This window comes from Enterococcus ureasiticus, from assembly GCF_001730285.1.
Lineage (GTDB): Bacteria > Bacillota > Bacilli > Lactobacillales > Enterococcaceae > Enterococcus_L > Enterococcus_L ureasiticus.
The window spans coordinates 15,135-33,935 of record NZ_MIJZ01000001.1 but is presented as its reverse complement, the minus strand read 5'-3'; the positions used below and the strand labels follow the sequence as shown (position 1 = coordinate 33,935).

The 18,801-nt window shown below is 34.8% G+C and carries 23 protein-coding genes, 1 other RNA gene and 5 pseudogenes; 3 read left to right on the top strand and 26 right to left on the bottom strand.

What is annotated here, in order from left to right; genetic code table 11:
* Nucleotides 1–146: 146 nt before the first annotated feature.
* The 15 genes and pseudogenes from BCR21_RS00195 to BCR21_RS00135 form a co-directional block, all read right to left on the bottom strand.
* A complete protein-coding gene (locus tag BCR21_RS00195) occupies nt 147–623 on the bottom strand; it encodes a hypothetical protein (RefSeq protein ID WP_069644517.1) in 477 nt (158 codons plus the stop codon).
* Nucleotides 624–635: 12 nt separating this feature from the next.
* Nucleotides 636–974 (bottom strand): hypothetical protein, encoded by a 339-nt coding sequence (locus BCR21_RS00190; protein ID WP_069644516.1) that lies wholly within the window; start codon nt 972–974, stop codon nt 636–638.
* A 107-nt stretch (nt 975–1,081) separates the two neighbouring features.
* Nucleotides 1,082–1,351: a hypothetical protein gene (locus BCR21_RS00185; protein WP_069644515.1), complete on the bottom strand. Its 270-nt coding sequence runs from the start codon at nt 1,349–1,351 to the stop codon at nt 1,082–1,084.
* Nucleotides 1,348–1,638 (bottom strand): TIGR04197 family type VII secretion effector, encoded by a 291-nt coding sequence (locus BCR21_RS00180; RefSeq protein ID WP_069644514.1) that lies wholly within the window; start codon nt 1,636–1,638, stop codon nt 1,348–1,350. Before BCR21_RS00180 ends, BCR21_RS00185 begins: the two co-directional genes overlap by 4 nt.
* 339 nt (nt 1,639–1,977) lie before the next feature.
* Nucleotides 1,978–2,781 (bottom strand): PA14 domain-containing protein, encoded by an 804-nt coding sequence (locus tag BCR21_RS00175; RefSeq protein WP_069644513.1) that lies wholly within the window; start codon nt 2,779–2,781, stop codon nt 1,978–1,980.
* 13 nt (nt 2,782–2,794) lie between these two features.
* The gene (locus BCR21_RS16545) at nt 2,795–2,992 is read right to left on the bottom strand and encodes a matrixin family metalloprotease (RefSeq protein WP_084013178.1); all 198 of its coding nucleotides are present in this window, start codon (nt 2,990–2,992) and stop codon (nt 2,795–2,797) included.
* 10 nt (nt 2,993–3,002) lie between these two features.
* Nucleotides 3,003–3,251 (bottom strand): hypothetical protein, encoded by a 249-nt coding sequence (locus BCR21_RS00170; protein WP_069644512.1) that lies wholly within the window; start codon nt 3,249–3,251, stop codon nt 3,003–3,005.
* A gap of 280 nt (nt 3,252–3,531) precedes the next feature.
* On the bottom strand, nt 3,532–5,118 hold the full coding sequence (locus BCR21_RS00165; protein ID WP_069644511.1) for a DUF5776 domain-containing protein: 1,587 nt from the start codon (nt 5,116–5,118) through the stop codon (nt 3,532–3,534).
* Between the two features lie 143 nt (nt 5,119–5,261).
* Nucleotides 5,262–5,534 carry an SH3 domain-containing protein gene (locus BCR21_RS00160; protein WP_069644510.1) on the bottom strand — a complete coding sequence of 91 codons (273 nt, stop codon included), beginning with the start codon at nt 5,532–5,534 and terminating at the stop codon, nt 5,262–5,264.
* Nucleotides 5,530–5,682, bottom strand: a pseudogene (locus BCR21_RS16540) (phage terminase small subunit-related protein); the annotation flags it as partial. The pseudogene BCR21_RS16540 and the gene BCR21_RS00160, both read right to left, overlap by 5 nt.
* A 47-nt stretch (nt 5,683–5,729) precedes the next feature.
* The gene (locus tag BCR21_RS00155; protein WP_069644509.1) at nt 5,730–6,410 is read right to left on the bottom strand and encodes a hypothetical protein; all 681 of its coding nucleotides are present in this window, start codon (nt 6,408–6,410) and stop codon (nt 5,730–5,732) included.
* Between the two features lie 39 nt (nt 6,411–6,449).
* Nucleotides 6,450–6,668, bottom strand: a pseudogene (locus BCR21_RS17130) (hypothetical protein).
* Nucleotides 6,669–6,742: 74 nt separating this feature from the next.
* Nucleotides 6,743–7,315, bottom strand: a complete 573-nt coding sequence (locus BCR21_RS00145) for a hypothetical protein (protein ID WP_069644508.1) — start codon at nt 7,313–7,315, stop codon at nt 6,743–6,745.
* A gap of 293 nt (nt 7,316–7,608) precedes the next feature.
* Complete coding sequence (locus BCR21_RS00140) at nt 7,609–8,718, bottom strand: lysozyme (RefSeq protein WP_069644507.1); 1,110 nt, start codon at nt 8,716–8,718, stop codon at nt 7,609–7,611.
* An 892-nt stretch (nt 8,719–9,610) separates the two neighbouring features.
* The gene (locus BCR21_RS00135) at nt 9,611–10,024 is read right to left on the bottom strand and encodes an ArpU family phage packaging/lysis transcriptional regulator (protein WP_240488048.1); all 414 of its coding nucleotides are present in this window, start codon (nt 10,022–10,024) and stop codon (nt 9,611–9,613) included.
* Between the two features lie 266 nt (nt 10,025–10,290).
* Here BCR21_RS00135 and BCR21_RS00130 point away from each other — a divergent pair, with 266 nt between their 5' ends.
* Nucleotides 10,291–10,644: a hypothetical protein gene (locus tag BCR21_RS00130; protein WP_069644506.1), complete on the top strand. Its 354-nt coding sequence runs from the start codon at nt 10,291–10,293 to the stop codon at nt 10,642–10,644.
* An 80-nt stretch (nt 10,645–10,724) separates the two neighbouring features.
* Here BCR21_RS00130 and BCR21_RS17125 read toward each other — a convergent pair.
* Nucleotides 10,725–11,098, bottom strand: a pseudogene (locus BCR21_RS17125) (SAM-dependent methyltransferase).
* Between the two features lie 656 nt (nt 11,099–11,754).
* Between BCR21_RS17125 and BCR21_RS00120 the strand changes: the two are divergent.
* Entirely contained in the window at nt 11,755–12,228 is a 474-nt protein-coding gene (locus tag BCR21_RS00120; RefSeq protein WP_069644505.1) for a hypothetical protein, read from the top strand.
* Nucleotides 12,229–12,415: 187 nt separating this feature from the next.
* On the opposite strand, the gene BCR21_RS00115 is transcribed toward BCR21_RS00120, so the two are convergent.
* The 6 genes and pseudogenes from BCR21_RS00115 to BCR21_RS00090 form a co-directional block, all read right to left on the bottom strand.
* Nucleotides 12,416–12,793 (bottom strand): hypothetical protein, encoded by a 378-nt coding sequence (locus BCR21_RS00115; RefSeq protein ID WP_069644504.1) that lies wholly within the window; start codon nt 12,791–12,793, stop codon nt 12,416–12,418.
* A gap of 16 nt (nt 12,794–12,809) precedes the next feature.
* A complete protein-coding gene (locus BCR21_RS00110; protein ID WP_069644503.1) occupies nt 12,810–13,934 on the bottom strand; it encodes an LXG domain-containing protein in 1,125 nt (374 codons plus the stop codon).
* Between the two features lie 216 nt (nt 13,935–14,150).
* Nucleotides 14,151–14,963, bottom strand: a complete 813-nt coding sequence (locus BCR21_RS00105; protein ID WP_069644502.1) for a hypothetical protein — start codon at nt 14,961–14,963, stop codon at nt 14,151–14,153.
* A gap of 14 nt (nt 14,964–14,977) precedes the next feature.
* Nucleotides 14,978–15,460, bottom strand: a complete 483-nt coding sequence (locus BCR21_RS00100) for a matrixin family metalloprotease (RefSeq protein ID WP_069644501.1) — start codon at nt 15,458–15,460, stop codon at nt 14,978–14,980.
* A 380-nt stretch (nt 15,461–15,840) separates the two neighbouring features.
* Nucleotides 15,841–16,056: pseudogene (locus tag BCR21_RS00095) on the bottom strand (lytic exoenzyme target recognition domain-containing protein); the annotation flags it as partial.
* Between the two features lie 37 nt (nt 16,057–16,093).
* Nucleotides 16,094–16,381 (bottom strand): hypothetical protein, encoded by a 288-nt coding sequence (locus BCR21_RS00090; protein ID WP_069644499.1) that lies wholly within the window; start codon nt 16,379–16,381, stop codon nt 16,094–16,096.
* Between the two features lie 13 nt (nt 16,382–16,394).
* Between BCR21_RS00090 and BCR21_RS16535 the strand changes: the two are divergent.
* A pseudogene (locus tag BCR21_RS16535) lies at nt 16,395–16,634 on the top strand (tyrosine-type recombinase/integrase); the annotation flags it as partial.
* Between the two features lie 159 nt (nt 16,635–16,793).
* On the opposite strand, the gene ssrA reads toward BCR21_RS16535, so the two are convergent.
* The 4 genes from ssrA to BCR21_RS00070 all read right to left on the bottom strand — a co-directional run bounded on the left by ssrA (nt 16,794) and on the right by BCR21_RS00070 (nt 18,756).
* Nucleotides 16,794–17,161, bottom strand: a transfer-messenger RNA (tmRNA) gene (gene ssrA, locus BCR21_RS00085).
* A 135-nt stretch (nt 17,162–17,296) separates the two neighbouring features.
* A complete protein-coding gene (locus tag BCR21_RS00080; protein WP_069645518.1) occupies nt 17,297–17,620 on the bottom strand; it encodes a DMT family transporter in 324 nt (107 codons plus the stop codon).
* A 158-nt stretch (nt 17,621–17,778) separates the two neighbouring features.
* On the bottom strand, nt 17,779–18,210 hold the full coding sequence (locus BCR21_RS00075) for a VOC family protein (protein ID WP_069644498.1): 432 nt from the start codon (nt 18,208–18,210) through the stop codon (nt 17,779–17,781).
* Nucleotides 18,211–18,279: 69 nt separating this feature from the next.
* On the bottom strand, nt 18,280–18,756 hold the full coding sequence (locus tag BCR21_RS00070) for a GAF domain-containing protein (protein WP_069644497.1): 477 nt from the start codon (nt 18,754–18,756) through the stop codon (nt 18,280–18,282).
* Between the last annotated feature and the right edge of the window lie 45 nt (nt 18,757–18,801).

Below are 18,801 nucleotides of genomic sequence, written 5' to 3'. Positions count from 1 at the left end.
TGTTTTAGGATATATTCCTATTTGAAATCTTGTTCTTAAAAAGAGAACTATAGATTCTTACTTCATAATTGCATTTTTTATCTATTATTCAAATAAAAAACTTAAACAATTAACATTTTCGGGTTCATAATTTTCTAGTGGAATATTCAAAGGAATTTTTTTAATTCTTCTCTATTAACCAAAATCTGTTTTTGTTCTCCTAATACTTCTATTAGCTCTGTATATTTTTTTTCAAGAGTTTGGTTTTTAAATTCTTTTAGATACACTATATCAAGCTTTTGCCCTTCTTTTGGGCTTTGATATTGTGCTTTTTCAATGATAAAAAATGGACTTATCGCTGAGATTTTCAAACTAATAAACTCTATATAACCACGTTGCATTATTTCTTTAGTCGATTTATCTGAAAAAAATGAATTTTTTAATTCAATGTCTTCCATAAAATAATAAGAGAAGCACCTAGTATAATCAAAACCACCTGATGGCTCAAATACGATTCCTTCCATATTTTTTAGCAAGTATTCATCCCATTCGTCGCTATAGACATATTTTCTTAGCACATATCCATAGTCTCCTTCTTTCAAACCCCTACTCACAAAATTAATGGCTCTATCATTTGCGTTCATTAAATTTCCTCCTTACTTCTTTAGGTATATCAGGATAACCTGTGCCAAACCTGTATTGAATTCTTGCTGACTCGCTTCATAATCTGAAAAGAAACTTGCTGATTGACCATCGTAGGCATGAAACTTTTTATGCGCACTTTCCAGCGCTTCACCTGTCATTATAGCAGATTGACATAAAGGTGTATAAGCGACCATGAAATAATTTTTTGCTGAATCATAGGCCTTGCTAGATAGTGGTGCAGATAAAAAGAGTTGAATGCTCGCTTGTAATGATGTAATAGCTTGATTGGTCAATTGAGAAGCTTGCGATGATCGTGTCTGTGCTTCAGTCACATAAAATTTAAGCCCCATTTTCTTTTTCCTCTGGTTTCTTCCAAAAAGCTTGTTGCTCCGCCTTTAGATTTTCTTCTTGATCAAACAACGTCCGTTCATCTTTTTTTAGCTGAAGGAGTTGTTCATCAAATTCTCGTTGGACTTTTTTGAAGAAAGATGAAGACTCTCATCTCCTCTTTCTTCAAAAAAGGCTCGCTCCTCTGCTTCACAGTTCCTAAGACAAAATCATAAGCAGCTTGTTCTTGTTGCTGCAACTGAAAAAATTCTTCTTGTTGCTCTTCTATGTAGCGTTGCTCTTTTCTAATGGCTAACTGATCCTCTTGGAGTTGTTCCAAACGAATCCTGAACTGATAATTTTTTTGATCAACTTCTTGTTGTTTCTGGATCTCACTCATGAAAAACCTCCTGGAAGGTTAAATTTCGTCAATTGAGCAATATTCTGATCGATTCGTTCAAACTCTTTCGCAACGGAATGAATGTTATCACCAGATGAAACAACACTGGTAGATAATGCGCCTAATCCCTGTTGGTAGTTATTGAGTGATTGTACAGCTGGGGCGTTGCCTGAAACATTGGTTCTAAATGCTGATACAGAAACACTTATACTATTTAATGAACTGGCAGACTGACTAAATGAAGCCGAAATACCACTGGCAATACTTGAATTACTATTTATAGACATTTTCCTTCTCCTTATTATCATAATATGAGATTTAATAATATAATATAATGAATATTTTATAAATATGTCATATAAAACATCCAAAAACACTCGCCTGTTTTACCATAATAGTTTTTCTATATGGATCAAATAATTATATTGGACGGTAAAGTTGTGGGATTGGTTAGTGATAGCGGCGCTGCTAGATGTGAGTTTAAAAGTTTAGACGATGCTGTAGAGTTGTATCGGTTGCTAGTGTTGAGTGTGGAGGTTGAGGATAGGATCACAAAGTTGTACGATAAAATTTTATAAAAAATAAGCCGACCTCAAACTAAGAGATAGGCTTTCGGCCAATAACAACTATTTTATTATGACTTTATTCATATCAAGCTTATTTCCGTTACCTTCAATACAGGCTTGTATTTCATGTGCGTTCAAAAGGGTATTTCCAATTTCATTAAATGTCTCTTTCTCATTTTCTACTTGTTTTTCAATTTCCTCTACTTTGTTCGAAGAATCCACGATATTCTCTACAACACTTCTAGATTGTTTATCTAAATTCATAGGCGCATTTTCCAACGGAAAATTACTAGGTGCTTCTCCCCCATTTAAGATAATTAATTCCCCGTCCACTGCTCGAGCAAGAAAAACATAAGACTTCCCTTTTTCTGGGATAATATCATTTTCAATAAGTGTTATAAAATTGCCTTTCTCAAGTCCATCACCATAACCAAAGTCCACTCTTGTAGCTTTGACAAACCCATCAGTTGGTAGCTCTCCTCTTAAATTATCAAGAACCTTCAATTTGAAATCAGTTATCGGGGTGCTACTTAACAACTCACCTTTTTCATCATACATAGAATCAGAATAATTCGTTGTCATATCCTCTATGGTAGCTATAAAAACATTATCTGCTTCTAATATTTTTCCTTCCAAAGTCGGTGCCCACATGTATGAAGAAGCCAGGATAGTAACATTAAGGGGAGTTTCCCACGTGTCTACATCATTTTGATTTTCTAAACCTAATGATGCTAGAATATCTTTCGTTTGTGAAATTGATGTACTTGTACTTTCCTTTTGTTCACTTTTCTCATTTTTACATGCCATAAGTGAAACAAGAGTTACACTTAAAAGCATTACTAATCCAAATCTAGTTATTTTCATTTTTTATCTCCTTCTACCATCTTCTTTTTGATGCTAGCAGCCTAACTCTATCATCTGCTGTAGGAAGGTTGTTTACAATTCCTGGACCAAAACTAGCATACATTACATTCTTAAAACCTGGGGCATGCGATAATCCTAAAGCATGTCCAAATTCATGTGTTGCAATCATGAAACTAAATTCTTCTGCATAAGGATGGTTACTTCTTAACATTCAATAGTCATTAAATTTTATTGTTTTTTGTGGTAGCCGATGTGTCTCCACCAGCTCCGGTACGACCGTCATTCCTATCATACAATCGCACATTAGCAGCACTATCCATCCGTTGAATAGTACCTGGCGATTGTTTGTTCCAATGAATATTTGCGTGTGCTCTATGTTTCGTCCCTAGTTGATTGTACCTCAAAATCTTATTAGAACCACCCAACCAATAATTCCAAAGTACATATGCATCTGCTTTTTCCAGTTTCATAAAAACATAAAAAACATGACCATAATTACTCCTACCAACACCTTTTTTCGTTTTATCTTATTCCCCGTTAACTCCTTTTTTAAATATCAATTATATCTATCTTTTAATTAATCTTCAACCTCTTTTTGTAAATAGTATTTTATGTAACCCTCCAATCAAGGAGGGCTATTTTAACGCAAAAAAATCCCACCTCAAAAGAGATGGGAAATTACTGATATTAAGCAACTTTCTTTTTTTAAACTTCGTACAGTTCAGCCAATTTTCAAACGATTGGTTTATTTTATTTAATTAAGCTTACATATTGCTTGTTCGCTGACACATAACCTTTATCCGTAACTAGTCTTGGCCATCCATCCTTACTAAAAATGATGCTTTGGACTGACAAAATAGTACCTTTATTTATTTTTTGCTTTTGAGTACTAGTAGAAAAAGAATCTTTATCATTATAGCTCCAAATATTTTCTTTAACTTCTACTTTACCAGCAGTAGTAATATACTGATCAATATTGCTAATTACCGGTTTTACATATCCCTTATTTGCCGAAATATACCCAAGACTTGTAACTAATCTTGGCCAACCATCTTTACTGTATGCAATATCTCGAACATCTAACATTGTATCTTTTGGTATAGATTTTATTTGGGTTTCTTTAGAGAATGCATCTTTATTACTGTAAACCCATATATTTTCCTTCGTTACCAATTTTTGTGGAGTAGTAATATATTGGTCCACATTATCAACTACTTTAACAAAAAAATCTTTATTAGCCGAAAGATATCCTTCATTCGTTACTAATCTAGGATAGCCACTAGCGCTGAAATCAATAGCTTTAACATCAACAATTGTATATTTAGGTATTGCTTTTTTTTGAGTGTTAGATGTAAAATTATCCTTATTATTATATACCCATGTATTCAGTTTTGCTGCATATTTACCAGAGTTAGAATGATATTGATTATAGTTTATTGAAGGATTTATCCATTGCTGAATTAATCTAAAATTAGCATTATTAATCTTTGTCCCGAAATTATTGTCCGCTCCTGCATAAGCATGTACTGCTAAAATCTGATCCTTATTATTATAAACACCACTTCCACTAGACCCGCCTGTTGAATCTAAGGTATAATAAACATTATTATCTGTATGTTTTAAAATATTCCCAGTTTCGGTCCCCATTCTTTTGTTTAGATCTCCATGGTAGCCAGAAAGAGTAATTGGACTTGTCATCCCTGTGGTTAAACCAAACCAACCTACAGAATTTCCAATACTACGATCTAACTTAATTGCTCCAATATCGTATGCAGAACTAGAATTGTCAATCCACCCTTTAACGCTCATGAGTTTTTTCGAGTAAGCAACGCCATAAGGGGCGTAACTTCCATTATACCCTGGGTAAACTTCGACACTTGTCGCCCACCCTCCATCATTCTTGCTATAAATGCAATGTCCAGCTGTTAACACAGTATCAGAAGAAATCATATTACCACTGCCTATATAACGTTTTCCGTTTGGAAACTTCATACTTAAAAATATTACTTTTCTATAAGGGTTAACAGTAGTGTCTGCAACTATTTTCCTATTGTCAGAACCTATAATTTTTTCAGGCTCCGCAGATGGCGAACCTTCTTCCAGATCACTAATATATTCTACATCATCTGGAAGATCTGGAATTACAGCATTTTCAGTAGTTACCCCAGTTCCTTCATAGCCAGACGATTCAAAATCGTTTAAAGAATACATTTCCATGTTGTAATAATCTGTAACTTCATTATTATTATCAACAGTATCTAATTCACTTTCTGCAAACGTAGTTCCCCCACATAATAAACCCGCAAAAACAAAAACACCAAACATAAATTTTTTCATTTATTCTCCTCCTGTTTACCTAATATACACATATGAATATAGTAAATTGACATGAAGTAACAACTATATTCATATGTTATAATAACTTAAACAAATTCTTTTATCAATGTATTATTGGATAAATAATTGTATCGAAATTATATTTACAGACCCTGTTTGAAAAAAATATTTCTAATTAAAAACCCTCTACCCCATGTTGTATCAATCTGCCCGTCATCTGGACCAACAGCAACATAGCGACGTTTACCACTTCCAGCAATGTAACTGATCCACACATAACCATTAGTCATAATATAGCTATCGTACGGGATCGAGCTACCTGCGTTGTAATAATCTAAAGCTGGTCTTGCTACATCATCTGGATTAGTATCCGCGCTTACCGCTAGCTGTCTATCTGGATAGAAAACACCGCTCAACGCTACATTTATCAATTGATTTCCATTTCCTTATTTGAGAATCTGACACACCTATTTCTTTGGCCATATCTTTCAAGAGCTTTTCTCCATCAGATTTAAGCCAGATCTCTTTTGCTTGATCCCTTCTAGGCTCTCTCTGTCTAGCCATCCATATCACACCACCTCGCGATCATTGTTTTGTTGAGTTTCGTTTTATTATTTACCTGATTTTACATTCTCCCATTCAATTTTCAAGTATAACGCAACTTCATTTCTAAACTCGTTAATTAAATCATCAAGTTCTTTTGCATACTTTGACTGCTTCTCAAGCATATCTTCATAGTAAGTTGTAGGTTGCCCCGTTTCAATTCGTTCTCTTGAAAAATCTGCTATCTTAACAACTGATGCTCTCAATTTTGCTATTAGATCTATAAGATTTGAATGCTTATCATCATCAATAAAATACAATAAAAGTTGATTAGTGGCCAAACTTGCAGCACCTATGTTCTCATTGTATTTTTCATCGTAACTTCTTTTTGATTTGATAAGTGCTTTTTTTTGTTCTTGTGGATAAATATTTACAATTCCTGATGTCCACATTTTGTTATCTTCTTTTTCTATTTCAGATTCAATAAATACTATTTTTATTTTAGTTCCAAAAGAAAATGTCGCAGATGATCTAACCAATTCATAGTTATAAATAAGCTCTGCTGATAACCTCCTTATTTGATTAATCCACTCAATATTAGTTTTTGATTGCACACTAGCACGGATGGTTTTTTTATTAATCCAAACTGTTGAAGCCAATGTTGTTATAAAGCCTATAAAACTCACTATAGCAGCTATGGATGCCCATTGGAAATCACCTTTATGATCTACAAAAATTGAAAACAACATATCTATTCCTCCAATAATTTAATTTTATTTAATTATCGGTTATTTCTCAATATCTTTCAACATCAAGTCAGCTTCTATTAACACTTTCAAATCGCTAACTGAATTAAGTTTTATCTAACCCTCTTTTAAATTCTGCAACCACTGACCAAACGCAACTCTAATATTTTTTTGATATTCTCCAACAGATTCAGCTTTCTCCAAAGCCTTTTCGATTTCATACTCTAAATTAAAGCTGCTATGTTCTATGTTTCTTCCCATGTATTCATAAATTTTAACACTTCATTCTATTAAAAAAAGGCTCATTAAAGAGAGCCTTGATTTTCTATCTTTTATTAATAAGGTAAGGCTCGGCCTTTGCGCTTAAGATTATTTTCTAAAGTACTGTACGTTTCAGCATGCAAATCATTAACATCTAAAATTACAACTTCATCAATAAAAGGATATAATTTTTCAGCCCGTTCCGAGTAATCATTTGTAGTAATAATAATTTTAATTGGAACAGGTGAATTTTTTAACTGAGAAATAAATGATTCAGTGTCCTTCTCTTTAAAAAGCAATGATTCAACAGGATAAAACACTATAAAATCTTCATCATAACCAAATTTGTCAGATGAGTTAGTCCTTCTTATAAACCTATTATTAGAGTTTGCAAAATTATACGTTTGATTTTGTTTCACTTTAGGAAATTTCCGTTTAAATGATTTTTCAAATAACTTTGGCACTTCACTTATTGATGATACGACAAACAAACCGTCCTTTAATTTATCAATTGATTCGATTGCAGCTAAAACACCCGATAACTTTTCTTCATGAAAATATCCACGAATTAGTACGGTAAGAGAAACATTATCTTCAATCATATTTGATAACCCATCTACAAAATCGTTCCGACTAAATCTCTTCATAATTTTCACCTCTTTTCTAATATAACTATACTATAAATATAATTTAATATGTAAAATATATTTTTTCTACATTAACTTTACGTTATAATAATATTCCATTGACTCGGCAACCTCACAAGGAGGTACTGCCATATTAAATTTACTGTGTAAAACTTTATCCATGGTTAAAATACTGCATGATATCTATCATCGTCACAGGGATAAGCAGTATAAACCGAAGCTCAAGAAAAGGAGATAGCCGTTGAGCTGTCTCCTTTTCAAGCAAAGTTACATAACACTATAAAACTTGTGGATCAAAACTTGACAACTGTTGTACTCAATTCGATCATTCTTAAACCAAAATTATCATAATTGTAAGTTGTTTGATTTTCAGACCCACCATAACGTCTTACTAAGTCATTCGCTTCTCTAACATGTGTATTCGTTGGTAAATAAATACGTGTACCTCCATTTACAAACCAAACCTCTGCTCCGCCAGTTTTTAAAACTTTAGTATAAACAAACATCATATCTTCTTCCCCCTTAATTGTCGTTTCTCCACTACCGTTTACCGGTGTATTAAATAAGTTAATTTCCTCTTGCCGACGGCGTCTTAAGCCTTCCTCAAATTGTGATCCTTTATTAATGTAATTAGCGATTGACTCCGTGATATAACTATTTGAAGCATTTTTATCCCAATTGTCTCTTGCAAAGACTCCTGTACCACAATTATAGGTAAAACTTACCATCGCATCAAACTGATTTTGATTAAAAGAACGAGTAAAGTAGCTATTTACTGCATTTACATAGCCTGCTATATCTTTCTTAAATTGCCCGTCTGCTTGAGCTTGAGACCATGTTGTTACTCCAGGAATTAAACTTGTTTGTCCTTTTGGTTCTGCATGTCCCCAACCAATAGTAATCATTCCATCGCCAAGGTCATATGCTGTAAGTCTACATCCTTCAAATTTTTTAATTAATGTTTCACCTTTAGCACCTAAAGTAGTCGCTTTCCCTCCGGGACTTGGTGTGTTGCCACTTAAAATCCATTGGTCTAAATTTAAAATGTCTGTAATAGCCACTTCACCGACATTCTTCTTGACAGCGAATCCATTCCAGTTCGCTTGCCAACTATCAGAACCAATCTTTACCCATACGTGTCCATAGCCACCGCCACCATTTCTATTGACTGCTATGTTGAGTGTACCACTACCAACTTTTGCAATCCCTTGAGAAACATACGTATTTGGAATATCTTTTGCATTTCCTCGAGCAGCATATGGATTAGGCGCCCCAACAAATTCAAGTAAGTTCTTGATCAAACTCACACACTGTCCATTCAATCCACTGTCAGATTTGTCAACAGTTACTGTACCGACAAGACTGTCTAGAAAATTCCTTACTTCTCCAATTGTTTTTGCCATACGTTATTCCCTCCTAACATTTGTTTTTTGTAAGATCTTACAACGTTAGTATAAAGAATATTTATTCTTTCAAACTATCACAATTCTGTCAGTATCCTCCCAATATAAAAAGCCACCGCATAAGCGATGACTATATAGGCGCAAAGCACCCGGATATTAATTTAAAACATGCCAGAGTTCGAACAATCCGAGAACATTTCCTCTGCCATGCCAGCCGCACTGCAGCTCTTCATTCCAATTAAGCAACCTACACGATGCGCTATCACATCCCTATCCCTTCGCTTCCTCGGTTGCTATGAGATTGTTACCCGACAGTAGCCCTGGGGTAAACCAGTGGTCTGATTGCCTCGTGCTTAACTGTCCAATCTCTAATACTAAGGTGTAGATTTGCACTACACATACAGTCTTTATTCTCTATAGTTTGAGTATGATGTTCTCCAACTGGTGCCACTTTTTCGGTGCGTAGTCTCAACACTCGCATGACTGTCAACCGTCTGTTGCTATCCCTATAGATTTGTATTTGCGTCTACCTATTCCGCCACTTAGCATTTTAATCAGCACATGTATAATGTGTTGGAACTTGGATATTTTAAATAAAAGTTTAACCAGTGCCAATATGCAAGCATACTATCAACTCCTTTGAACTATGTAAAACACCCACAGGCAAGAATGAAATAAACTCTATGAGGGAGAGTGTCACCATCCTTATTTTTTATTTGTTGTTCGCCTGCAAGTGAATAATTTCAAAAGATAAAGAAAGGAGGTCACTGACTAATCGTGTAATTGTGTTTGCTGATCTCTTTCCTTATCTTTCGACACTATCATAATACAATGGATAATCAGCATATTGTCAGTATGTTTACAGTATAAAGCACCGACAAAAACCCGATAATTAACGGAAAATAACAAGTTCCAATGCTGAAGTGAATTGAATCATTGCTTTTGATAACTCTTGTGAAACTAGATCCTCACTAATATTACTTCTTTGAGCTGCTACATAAACAGAATACCCACTGATAAAACGATCATAAAATATTTTCTTTCTTCTTTCCGTTATGTCTGGTTTAAAAGGATGTTGAATTGTCGCGTATCCCCTTATGAACAATTTGTGTAAATAATCGAATTCCTCTCTTGCTTCTTCTTGTTGGATCAAAATTTGTTCAGCTTCATGACCGCTGTCAACAGTTGACGTAGGAATCAAAGAGAAACTAGCTGTAACTTTTGGTTCTCTTGGTTGTCCCACCCTACAACGCGCTGAAAGATAAGCCGAAAGAAATACCCCCATATTATGCCTTGTTCGATCCATGTCCACGTCCTTTTAATCTGGCATTTCATATCTACTAACATTAAAAAGCACCATTTTCCTTGATTCCTCCTGTTATGATATAATAAGCTGTCGGGCTGAGAGGAATATCGGCTTTTTTTATTTGCGGTTTTTTTCAGTTCCGTTATTGATTGCCTTTTGCTCTAACCGACGCTTTTTCTTTTTAATTTTCGACTTCGTTTTCCCCATCCGTTATACCTCCTTATGATATAATTACTTCATAATTACTTCGTAAAGGAGTTGTTTTTTTGAAAAAATTTATAAATAAAAAAGTATTGTTGATATTTTTAGCTTTAGTGATATCAGCTACTATTTTAAGTGCCTATCTGAATTCAATAGGCTATGAAGGAATGCTTTATTTCCAGACTGTTTACAATAATAACGGTCATAAATCTTACGGAAACTATAGCCCTCGCACTGGAGGATTCCTGGTAACCGGTATTGCCTTATTTTATATTTCGATTATATGGAAAAAAATGAATAAATTTGATAATATTCTGGTCAAAAGAGCTATAGGAACTCTACTAATTATCGCTATAACTATTTTCGTTATTGGTGGAATTGATTTAGTCAGTGCAATAGCATTTATTTTTAGGCGATAATATCGCCTTTTTTATGCCACACATCAGCTATCACCTGCTTTCATAAACACGACCCAATGCGTTTCAGCTCGTTTGTTACCTTAAAGCGGTTCGTAATCAATCACCTTTAAAACTTCCGATAGTTTTATCTGGTCCTCATTCCACTTAAAAACAAGTGTTCCGTTAGGTTTAAGAACTCTCATGCATTCGTCAAAACCTTGGCTGATATCGGCTTTCCAAGTGTTTGGGTTTAGCTTCCCATATTTCTTGGCAACCAACTATTATCGCCCGCTTTTAACAAATGAGGTGGATCAAACACCACATGATAAAAGCCATTATCATCAAATTGCATCTGCCTAAAGTCTGCTACCATATCTGGCTCAACCTTTAACGATCGACCATCGCAGAGGGTATCGTCGAGTTCTCTGTTATCTATGTAGAGGACATCTTTATTTTGTTTGTTATACCAAAACATCCGACTACCGCAACTGGCATCCAGTATTTTTTTAGCAATCAGCTATCACCATCCAATCTAACAGCAACCGTCCTCTTGCCTTTGTCACGCTTTACATTGCTAGGTGTTGCCCAAAACTCAATCGTTGATTGTTTACTCAGCGCATTCTTGTTTTGTTCCTGTGGCTTTTAGGTCATCACCTTTGTATATTGCGTACATTAGCGGTCACCTGCTTCAATTTGATCTTCTAGCCAAACTTCTAATTTTATAGCTGATATATCAAGTAAAAAGTGGTGTTCAGGAATCATCTGATTATTATTAGCTATACGTTTCATTTCATTTCTCAAAATCTGCACATCTTTTAGCACTTCGCCGAAACGATTATTTTATGTTTTTTTGATAGCTTTTTCTTTTTCCAAATAATAATGTACCATTTTGATGAAGTCGCCTTCCTCGGAATTAGGAAACTTTAGTGCTCCATCTATTTGTCTGTATTGATAGTTGATTCTATTTAGTGATTCTTGTCTATGTTTCTCAATTGTCCAATTTTCCATAATAATAATCACAAAGGAGTAAAAAGCTTTTTAGTGTCGGCCGACAAACCTCCACTCCTTTCTGTAAAATATTATTCCAATCTTTCACTCCTGATGATATAATTATTCATGGAGGGAACTATTATGAAAAAAATAACTTTTACTTTATTACTATCTACATTACTATTGGTTACTGCTTGTAATTCAAAAAATGATGAACCTGTTTCGAACAGTAGCTCTATCTCCAGTACAACCACATCATCTACAACAAAAACATCCGTATCTAAATTTTCTACATCAACTTCAGAAACTCAGGTGTCTTCAAGCTCGATTCCATCCGAGGAACAACCTGTTGCATTATCTGAGGAGCCACAAAATAGTGTTCCTATTGCTGAAATGTCACAGGAGCAAGCTCTGCAAAGAATATTAGAGACCTATCCTGAAACAAATAACGAAGATACTAGCTTAATCTTTTGGGGAATGATTGATACTGACTTTTTGTTCAAAGCATACAGTAAAAGTATTTCCAGCCAAGGCGGATCAGGTACCTTAGGATTTTTCCGTGTATCGCCTCAAGGTGATGTATATTCAACCGATGCAAATGGAAACCCATTTTAGATAGCCTTTCAGGTTATCTTTTTTTATCCCCTACCCGAAACTCATCCAACTTACGACCTTTACTGGCAAAGTGTTCCACACGTTTAAACTCTGTTATTTGTTCGGCAGTTGCTGGTACTACACAAGATTTCTGTGTTTTTCTATTTAAATTCTGTACTATTTTTATTGGCAGACCTGTTAATAAAGGTTACTTAACATCAATAATTTCTACTCGCTCAGCTAAAACCCAACCAGTCATACCATACGAAGAGTATAGAACATAGTATCGAATATCACTTTCTTGTAACATTTTCTCTAATTCTTCAACCGAACTACAAATAAGAGGCCAACCACTATTCTTTTTTTCTTCTAGTAAATCTTTATTACTTGAAAAAAAGTGTTTCATATCCAGCTCATCTAAATCTAAAATAATGCTATATGGTATTTCATCACTGAATTGATGAGCAATCGCGCCTACAAATTCAATTCTTTTGTTTGAATCTTCGTTAGTTACATCCATCGTAAGTAAGCTATTTTTAAAGTTAATATTGTAGTTTAAAATTTCATAATCGTGTAGTGAGTTCATACTTATTCCTCTTCTCTCATTTATTCTTTCTGTCTAGGTGGTCTTTTATTCCAGTCCCATTGATGTCTATGTGGAATTTATGCGTACCATCATCCGTGTGATTGAAGTCTATATCTTCTACAGCACGTCCGTCAGGACCATAATATCTTCTTTGTTTTGCAAAACTATCTGGATTTAATAAATCAGCAGAAGAATTCGGTTCTCCATCACCTTTTAGTTTTGATGCGTCTTCATGTTTCACTTCTTTATGTCTCTTTGCTGGAACACCTTCTTCACGACTTTTATCTAATTTCGCAGTCTCATCTACTGCATTGATAGTAGGTGCATTATTTATTTTATCCACAATAGATTGTCCGACTTTTACTGCTCCAGTCCCTTTTTTAATAACATCTGCTTTTTTTCCAGCTTTTCCTAGATTTCCTAATACACCGCCAAATCCAGGAGCAAGAGGCATTTCATTTCTCATCACTTTCAGTTTTTCAACTTTGTACTGATCTTTATTTAAGTAATCTTTACACTTTTCTAATTGTTCATAGAGTTCCGGATATTTATCTGGGGAAACAATTTTGCCGTCTTTCATTAGATACCAATGACCCAATTCAATTTTAACGATTTCGTACCCCTTCAACTTACTAATTGCTTGTTTTACTCGTGCATCTTTCACTTGTTGTTTCATTTTTTCACGTTGCTTCCAACGTGTATGAATAGGTTTAGCCCACGTCATGTCTAAACGTTTCAAATCAAAAGTACCTGTTGCTGGATTCCATGCTTTAGAGTTGGCGACCTGTGCCAAACCTGTATTGAATTCTTGCTGACTCGCTTCATAATCTGAAAAGAAACTTGCTGATTGACCATCGTAGGCATGAAACTTTTCTAATTTCTCTCGACGTTTATCAATACTTTCACAGGCATTGATATATCTCCGTTCTAAGTCTGGTCGTGGTGTTTTAGCCGTACTCATTTGGTGATCTAAACGCTGCTTTAACTGCTCAAATTGATTAATCTCTTCTAGGATTAAATCTTCATCTGTATCAATCCCACTTACTGTTCCTTGATATTCACTAAGAAACTTTTTATGCGCACTTTCCAACGCTTCACCTGTCATTATAGCAGATTGACATAAAGGTGTATAAGCGACCATGAAATAATTTTTTGCTGAATCATAGGCCTTGTAGGATTGGTTAGCGATAGCAGTGCGGCTCGATGGGAGTTTGAGGATTTAGAGGATGCTGCAGAGTTGTATAGGTTGCTGGTGTTGAGCGCGGATATTGAGTTTAAAAATTGCGAAACTGTGCGAAAAAAGTGTACAAAAATAAGCCTACCTCAAACTAAGAGATAGGCTTTTAGCCAATAACAGCTATTTTATTATGACTTTATTCATATCAAGCTTATTCCCATGCCCTTCAATACGTGCTTGAATTTCGGGACCATTCAAAAGAGTATCGCCAATTTCATCAAATAACTCCTCTTCATTGTCTACCTGCGTATCAATTTCCTCAACTTTTGAAGACGTTTCAATGACCTCTTGAACTACTTCTTCAGGTTGTTTGTTCAAGTCCATTGGCGCATTTTCAAGCGGAAAGTTACTTGGAAAATCACCACCAGGAAGGATAACAAGTTCTCCGTCTACTACACGTGTTAGAAAGACATATGTTTTTCCTTTCTCAGGGATAATATCATTTTCAATAAGCGTCATAAAATTCCCTTTATTTTTCCCATCCCCGAATCCAAAAAAAGCTCTAGATGCTTGTATAGTGTCGTTTATTGGAAGGTCTCCTCTAAGATTATCCATTATTTTTAATTTAAAATTTGTTGAAGTTGAGCTACTAATCAACATTCCTTTTTCATCATAGAGTGGATCGGTGTGCTCAGTAGTCATATCTTCTACTACTGCTACAAAAATATTATCAGCTTCCAAAATCTTACCTTCTAATGTATCAGCCCACATATAAGAACTTTCTAATAAATTGATAGAGAGAGGTGTTTCCCATGTATCAACATTATTTTGATTTTCTAACCCCAAAGAAGCTAAAAGATCTTTTTCCTTTGAAGTAGTAGTTGTTGCTTCCACGTCTCTTTTCGCATCTTCTTTTTTGTCAGTAACACAAGCATTAAGAAAAACTGGCATAAAACATAATATTAAAATTAATCCAATTCTATTTTTTTTCATTCTTATCCTTCTAATTACCATCTTTTTTTAGACGCAAGTAAACCAGCTTTATCATCTGCAGTTGGCAAATTATTTACAATTCCTGGACCAAATTTAGAGTACATTACATTTTTTGATCCGGGAGAATGCCACAATCCTAGAGCGTGTCCGAATTCATGTGTTGCAATCATAAAACTAAATTCTTCTTTATATGGATGGTTACTCCGAATCATATAGTAATCATTAAACTCTATTGTTCTATTACCTGAAGATGTGACTCCACCCACTTTATTTGCACCTTTATTGACATCATACAATCGCACATTAGCAGCATTATCCATCCGTTGAATAGTACCTGGCGATTGTTTGTTCCAATGAATATCTGCGTGCTCTACTTGCAAGCTATGTTTCGTCCCTGGTTGATTGTACCTTAGAATCTTATTAGAGCCACCCAACAAATAATTCCAAAGTGCATATGCATCTGCTTTTTCCGGTTTCATAAAAACAAAAAAAAACATGACCATGATTACTCCTACCAACACCTTTTTCGTTTTATCTTATTCCCCATTCACTCTTTCCTCTAAATGTTAATTATATCTTTCACATAATGAATCGTCAAACTCTTTTTGTAAACAGGAATAAAGGTCAATATTTTATGTAACCTTCCAATTAAGGAGGGCTATTTAAACACAAAAAAATCCCACCTCAAAAGAGATGGGAAAGGGGTAGAACGAAAAAGTGTTGGTTGTTAGTTGGGTAATTTAAACCTACTATGTCTTATAAATTTTCGCAAATAATATACTATACATAAGTTGCTGCTTACTACCTCTTACCAACCAAACCTCGCCTGTAGGCTGAGTAAAGTTAAATTTACGATAGTTATGTCCATGATCATTAATCACAACGCAATATCAGAAACTCTAGCCTCATTAAAGGCAAAATACATACTTGGTCTAACCATTTCATGATCTGCTAACATTGCACCCTTGCCTGAATCAATCATATCCACATCTGTAGCATTTATGCCGTTATCGGTCCAATCAAAACAAACTGGAGCCAATGAGTTACAACGAATTGGCCACATGCCGTTGATAAATTGTACATCATCCACTCTGTAACCATACCGTTTTTTTGTCGGAACAGGTTTGGGCTTAGCTTAGGGGCAACAGGCTTGCTATTTGATCCAACGTAACGATAGATCGTAATTCGAATGTCCTACCAGCGTTTAATCTTAAAAAATCTAACTTCTCATGATCGGTTACCTCATTTTCCTCTGCTGCAAAATATTTGTTTGTACCATCAACTACAACGGCAGATGATCCGCATCCTGCATCTTCATACTCTTTTTTTGACCATTGCATCGCTTGAGGTCCTACACCGATAATTTGAAGCAATGATTTAGTATTTTTAAATGAATACTTTGAACTCGTATCAAACACCGCGGTTAATAAAACTCTTAAGAATTTCTGTAAGAAAATTGGATCAACAGAAATTACATGTCACGGATTAAGGCATATCCGTGCTTCTATCCTTCTTTATCAAGGAATCAATGTTAAGTATGTATCTCATAGACTTGGCCATATTGACATAGCAACCACTCAACACGTCTATCAACATATTCTTGACAAGCTTAGTCAAAGAGAATCTACAGTAGTTAACGATACAATGCATTCAATTTACGCTGGTACTTAACAGCGTATTTTTTATTTTGAATGCAAAAACAATGCAAAATATTTTGCATTACTTCCCTTTTCTTCCTTTTTCTCTAAAAATAAAAAACAGCTTCAAACACCTATACAAAGGTATTCTTAACTGTTTTTCCGTTTCAACTTTTCTTCTCACATTTACTAAAAATGGAGACGGCGGGAGTCGAACCCGCGTCCAAACACATTGCCACTTAAACTTCTACGCTCATAGTCATACTATTTTAAGGCTTCGCTGAAGTTCATGCCGCATAACAGGCCCAAACTCTCGCTAGTCTGATGATCTCTTCTAAATTTTACAGACGGAAAAATTTAGCGTATCCCACTTAATTTGAGACCCTTACCCGAGCACATGGGCGATGCCGGGAGGATCTTCACCCGCTGTTTTTACGCAGCTAGAGCAAAAGTATTGTTTTCGTTTTTAGCAGTTATATTTAACTGTAACGTTTTTACGTAGACGTAACCTACGAAACGCGATTCAAGCTCAACTATGCCTGTCGAATCCGTAACGTCCCCGTTAAGATTAAATAGCATAATATACGCTTTTATTAGTATAACATATTTATCTTGACTTTTAAAGGATCAAGTGCCGATTATTCACCTTTCTATTACAGCCAAATAACACTACTTAAAATAAACTTAGCCTAAAAATTAATGCCCTGTTCCAAAAGCATTGACTAAAATCGTCCCAATCACGATAAAACCAATACCAATAATTGTTGGTGTGTTGATTTGTTCTTTCCAATAAACAACTGAAAAAATCGTGATCAAAATAATGCCTATTGCTCCCCATAATGCATAGGCAACATTTAATGGCATATATTTTATCGCTTTAGATAAGCTATAAAAACAGACAACATAAGCAACCAAACATTCTACAGATGGCACTAACTTACTAAATCCATCCGTTGCTTTTAGTAGATTTGTTGCAATGACTTCACTTATTATGGCGATAAAAAGATATAAATACCCTATCAACCTTGTCCCCCTCCTCCTTAGATAACTAAATCATTATATCAAAAAATCAACTAAATTGAACGCAGATTTTTCTCTATAAAAAAATCATCAATAGATTTAATCGTTCAAAATCCATTGATGATCTCTTATTCATTGTTATATGCTTCTTTTCAATCTTAAGGCTCCATGTAATAATTCAGCATCCAATTGATGCCAAATTTATCGACGACCATACCATATTTTTTAGACCAGAATGTTTCCCCTAAAGGCATCGTCACTTTTCCATCTTCAGCCAAACGACTGAAAATTCGATCGATTTTTGCTTCATCTTCTGTGCTTACTACTAAAGAAACATTATTTCCTTCAATAAACGTCAAACCCATTCCATCCGGCACATCAGAAAACATAACGGGTACACCTTCAATGGTCATTGATGCATTGATGATCAAATTTTTCCAAGCTTCTGGCGTTGGATTTTCTGGATCTTCAGGTGCATCTGCAAACGTCATAGCATCTTCACATTTCACATCAAATACCGCTTCATAAAAAGCAATTGCATCGGCCGCTTCATTCTTAAAATTTAAGTATACTTCTAACATGATTGTCATCCTCTCACTCTATTTTTAATGATTATCTCATGCCAAAATAGATTAAGCGAAAGGGACGCTCATATTTAACTAAAAATCAGTATCTTTTAAAAGCGCTGCAACAAATTGTTCTAAGTACTCCTGATCTATTTCATCATAGCCATGTGTTACTGAACTATCTAGATCTAAAACGCCAAGCAGTTTTCCATCCTTAACCATTGGTACGACGATTTCAGATTGTGCAGCTGAATCGCAAGAGATATAATTTTTATGATTTTTCACATCATCAACAATCAATGTTTCACGCTTTTCAGCAGATTCTCCACATACGCCTTTGCCCATTTTAATTCGAGTACACGAAACTTTCCCTTGAAATGGACCTAAGACCAGCTCTTCTCCATCAAATAAGTAATACCCTGCAAAAATTGTATTAGGTAATGCATCTGCCAATAGTGCAGAAGAATTAGCAAGATTCGCGATTTTATCATGTTCGATTTCGATAATTGCAGCTTGTTGCTGAACTAAAAGTTGGTATGTAGTATTCTTTTCTTCTTTTGTTTTCCACATTTTCAATTCACGCTCTTTTCTATAGTTATAATAAGAAATAGTTTA

Bases quoted from the DNA above. Each gene is read 5' to 3' on its own strand.
- BCR21_RS00195 (WP_069644517.1), bottom strand. From the start codon at position 623: ATGAACGCAAATGATAGAGCCATTAATTTTGTGAGTAGGGGTTTGAAA.
- BCR21_RS00190 (WP_069644516.1), bottom strand. From the start codon at position 974: ATGGGGCTTAAATTTTATGTGACTGAAGCACAGACACGATCATCGCAA.
- BCR21_RS00185 (WP_069644515.1), bottom strand. From the start codon at position 1,351: ATGAGTGAGATCCAGAAACAACAAGAAGTTGATCAAAAAAATTATCAG.
- BCR21_RS00180 (WP_069644514.1), bottom strand. From the start codon at position 1,638: ATGTCTATAAATAGTAATTCAAGTATTGCCAGTGGTATTTCGGCTTCA.
- BCR21_RS00175 (WP_069644513.1), bottom strand. From the start codon at position 2,781: ATGAAAATAACTAGATTTGGATTAGTAATGCTTTTAAGTGTAACTCTT.
- BCR21_RS16545 (WP_084013178.1), bottom strand. From the start codon at position 2,992: ATGTTAAGAAGTAACCATCCTTATGCAGAAGAATTTAGTTTCATGATT.
- BCR21_RS00170 (WP_069644512.1), bottom strand. From the start codon at position 3,251: ATGAAACTGGAAAAAGCAGATGCATATGTACTTTGGAATTATTGGTTG.
- BCR21_RS00165 (WP_069644511.1), bottom strand. From the start codon at position 5,118: ATGAAAAAATTTATGTTTGGTGTTTTTGTTTTTGCGGGTTTATTATGT.
- BCR21_RS00155 (WP_069644509.1), bottom strand. From the start codon at position 6,410: ATGTTGTTTTCAATTTTTGTAGATCATAAAGGTGATTTCCAATGGGCA.
- BCR21_RS00145 (WP_069644508.1), bottom strand. From the start codon at position 7,315: ATGAAGAGATTTAGTCGGAACGATTTTGTAGATGGGTTATCAAATATG.
- BCR21_RS00140 (WP_069644507.1), bottom strand. From the start codon at position 8,718: ATGGCAAAAACAATTGGAGAAGTAAGGAATTTTCTAGACAGTCTTGTC.
- BCR21_RS00135 (WP_240488048.1), bottom strand. From the start codon at position 10,024: ATGGATCGAACAAGGCATAATATGGGGGTATTTCTTTCGGCTTATCTT.
- BCR21_RS00120 (WP_069644505.1), top strand. From the start codon at position 11,755: ATGAAAAAAATAACTTTTACTTTATTACTATCTACATTACTATTGGTT.
- BCR21_RS00115 (WP_069644504.1), bottom strand. From the start codon at position 12,793: ATGAACTCACTACACGATTATGAAATTTTAAACTACAATATTAACTTT.
- BCR21_RS00110 (WP_069644503.1), bottom strand. From the start codon at position 13,934: ATGGTCGCTTATACACCTTTATGTCAATCTGCTATAATGACAGGTGAA.
- BCR21_RS00105 (WP_069644502.1), bottom strand. From the start codon at position 14,963: ATGAAAAAAAATAGAATTGGATTAATTTTAATATTATGTTTTATGCCA.
- BCR21_RS00100 (WP_069644501.1), bottom strand. From the start codon at position 15,460: ATGTTTTTTTTTGTTTTTATGAAACCGGAAAAAGCAGATGCATATGCA.
- BCR21_RS00075 (WP_069644498.1), bottom strand. From the start codon at position 18,210: ATGACAATCATGTTAGAAGTATACTTAAATTTTAAGAATGAAGCGGCC.
- BCR21_RS00070 (WP_069644497.1), bottom strand. From the start codon at position 18,756: ATGTGGAAAACAAAAGAAGAAAAGAATACTACATACCAACTTTTAGTT.